Raw genomic sequence first — 3,161 nt, forward strand, 5'->3', positions numbered from 1 at the left:
AAGACGGACCCAGCGTTGTCGTTGGTGGTGCGGACTCTCAAGCGTGAGGTAAGGGCAATTCGTGGATGCCTTGGCGCATACAGGCGATGAAGGACGTGGCACGCTGCGATAAGCTTTGGTGAGGTGTGAGCAACCTTTGACCCAGAGATTTCCGAATGGGGAAACCCACCTATCCTGATTATTTCTGCCGTGGACTTGTCCGCGGTTGGAGTAATTGGGGCAAGGTATCACTTAGCTGAATACATAGGCTTCGTGAAGCGAACCCGGCGAACTGAAACATCTCAGTAGCTGGAGGAAAAGACATCAACCGAGATTCCGTTAGTAGTGGCGAGCGAACGCGGACCAGGCCAGTGCCTGAATTTCAACTAGCAGAACACTTTGGAAAGAGTGGCCATAGCGGGTGACAGCCCCGTATGCGAAAGTGAGAATTCAGGACTCGAGTAGGGCGGGACACGTGTAATCCTGTCTGAACATAGGGGGACCACCCTCTAAGCCTAAATACTCGTATGCGACCGATAGTGAACTAGTACCGTGAGGGAAAGGTGAAAAGCACCCCGATGAGGGGAGTGAAACAGTACCTGAAACGGATTGCCTACAAGCAGTAGGAGGGCTTTTATGGCCTGACTGCGTACCTTTTGTATAATGGGTCTGTGACTTAATGTATCAAGCAAGCTTAAGCCGTTAGGTGTAGGCGCAGCGAAAGCGAGTCTGAATAGGGCGATTTAGTTTGATGTATTAGACCCGAAACCCGGCGATCTAGGCATGACCAGGATGAAGGTGCGGTAACACGCACTGGAGGTCCGAACCGATTAACGTTGAAAAGTTACCGGATGAGTTGTGTTTAGGGGTGAAAGGCCAATCAAGCCGGGAAATAGCTGGTTCTCCGCGAAAACTATTGAGGTAGTGCCTCGGATGGACACCGCAGGGGGTAGAGCACTGGATGGATGCGGGGGTCGCGAGACCTACCAACTCTAACCAAACTCCGAATACCTGCGAGTGATATCCGGGAGACAGACGGTGGGTGCTAAGGTCCATCGTCAAAAGGGAAACAGCCCTGACCTACAGCTAAGGCCCCCAAATCGTATCTAAGTGGGAAAGCATGTGGGACTTCCAAAACAACCAGGAGGTTGGCTTAGAAGCAGCCATCCTTTAAAGAAAGCGTAACAGCTCACTGGTCTAAATAAGAGGTCCTGCGGCGAAGATGTAACGGGGCTCAAGATACGTGCCGAAGCTTAGGGTGTGAATTTATTCACGCGGTAGCGGAGCGTTCCGTAAGCCTGTGAAGCGATCTGGTAATGGGTCGTGGAGGTATCGGAAGTGCGAATGCAGACATGAGTAGCGATAAAGAGGGTGAGATGCCCTCTCGCCGAAAGACCAAGGGTTCCTGCGCAAGGCTAATCCGCGCAGGGTGAGCCGGCCCCTAAGACGAGCCCGAAGGGGGTAGTCGATGGGAACCACGTTAATATTCGTGGGCCTGGTGGTGTGTGACGGATCTCGTGAATTGTTCTCCCTTATTGGATTGGGAGGGCTTTGAAGAGGTTCCAGGAAATAGCCCCACCGTATAGACCGTACCCGAAACCGACACAGGTGGTCAGGTAGAGTATACCAAGGCGCTTGAGAGAAGTGTCCTGAAGGAACTCGGCAAATTGCCTCCGTACCTTCGGAAGAAGGAGGCCCTCATCGTGCGCAAGCATATTGAGGGGGCACAGGCCAGGGGGTAGCGACTGTTTAGCAAAAACACAGGGCTCTGCTAAGTCGGCTTCAAGACGACGTATAGGGCCTGACGCCTGCCCGGTGCCTGAAGGTTAAGTGGAGGGGTGCAAGCTCCGAAATGAAGCCCAGGTAAACGGCGGCCGTAACTATAACGGTCCTAAGGTAGCGAAATTCCTTGTCGGGTAAGTTCCGACCTGCACGAATGGCGTAACGACTTCCCCACTGTCTCCAGGACATGCTCAGCGAAATTGAATTCTCCGTGAAGATGCGGAGTACCCGCGGTTAGACGGAAAGACCCCGTGCACCTTTACTGCAGCTTCAGAGTGGCATTAGGAAAGAACTGTGTAGCATAGGTGGGAGGCTATGAAGCGTTGGCGCCAGCTGACGTGGAGCCATAGGTGAAATACCACCCTGTTGTTTTCTGATGTCTAACCCAGATCCATGAAACTGGATCGGGGACCCTCTGTGGCGGGTAGTTTGACTGGGGCGGTCGCCTCCTAAAGAGTAACGGAGGCGCGCGAAGGTTGGCTCAGGACGGTTGGAAACCGTCTGTTAGAGTGCAATGGCATAAGCCAGCCTGACTGCGAGACTGACAAGTCGAGCAGAGACGAAAGTCGGTCATAGTGATCCGGTGGTCCCTCGTGGAAGGGCCATCGCTCAACGGATAAAAGGTACGCCGGGGATAACAGGCTGATAACCCCCAAGAGCTCATATCGACGGGGTTGTTTGGCACCTCGATGTCGGCTCATCACATCCTGGGGCTGGAGCAGGTCCCAAGGGTTTGGCTGTTCGCCAATTAAAGTGGTACGTGAGCTGGGTTCAGAACGTCGCGAGACAGTTTGGTCCCTATCTGCCGTGGGCGTCGAAATTTGAGAGGAGTTGACCCTAGTACGAGAGGACCGGGTTGAACATACCTCTGGTGTACCTGTCGTTCTGCCAAGAGCGCAGCAGGGTAGCTATGTATGGACGGGATAACCGCTGAAAGCATCTAAGCGGGAAGCCTCCCTCGAGATAAGATTTCATAGAGCCGTCGGAGACCACGACGTTGATAGATCGGATGTAGAAGTGCGGTAACGCATGGAGCTAACCGATACTAATTGCTCTATTCGCGCTTGAGAGTCCCACCATCAATGACAATTCTGGGTGACCAGCGTTCGTTTGAGATATGTGCGGATGATTAAGAGCAACGCCTAATACAACTACGCCTACACGGTAAACGTGCATCGATTTTGGAACCCATCCACAAGCCCCTCGGGGCTTCGACGATGGGTTCCGTGAACCATCATGATTGTTCGCAGCACCGGCTTCATTGCTTGGTGGCTATAGCGTCAGTGCCCCACCCGATCCCATCTCGAACTCGGCCGTGAAACCTGACTGCGCCAATGGTACTATCGCTTAAGCGATGGAAGAGTAGGTCGTCGCCAGGCATTGTAGCCGGTGCTCGAACA

General features: G+C 53.4%; 2 rRNA genes. Both read left to right on the top strand.

From position 1 onward, the window contains the following. Positions 1–38: 38 nt before the first annotated feature. Positions 39–2,830: ribosomal RNA gene (locus U1739_RS20830) — 23S ribosomal RNA — on the top strand. A gap of 195 nt (positions 2,831–3,025) precedes the next feature. Further along, positions 3,026–3,140, top strand: a 5S ribosomal RNA gene (rrf, locus tag U1739_RS20835). The last annotated feature ends 21 nt before the right edge of the window (positions 3,141–3,161 follow it).

Origin of the sequence: Parasphingomonas puruogangriensis, assembly GCF_036663635.1 — a bacterium.
Classification (GTDB): Bacteria; Pseudomonadota; Alphaproteobacteria; order Sphingomonadales; family Sphingomonadaceae; genus Sphingomonas.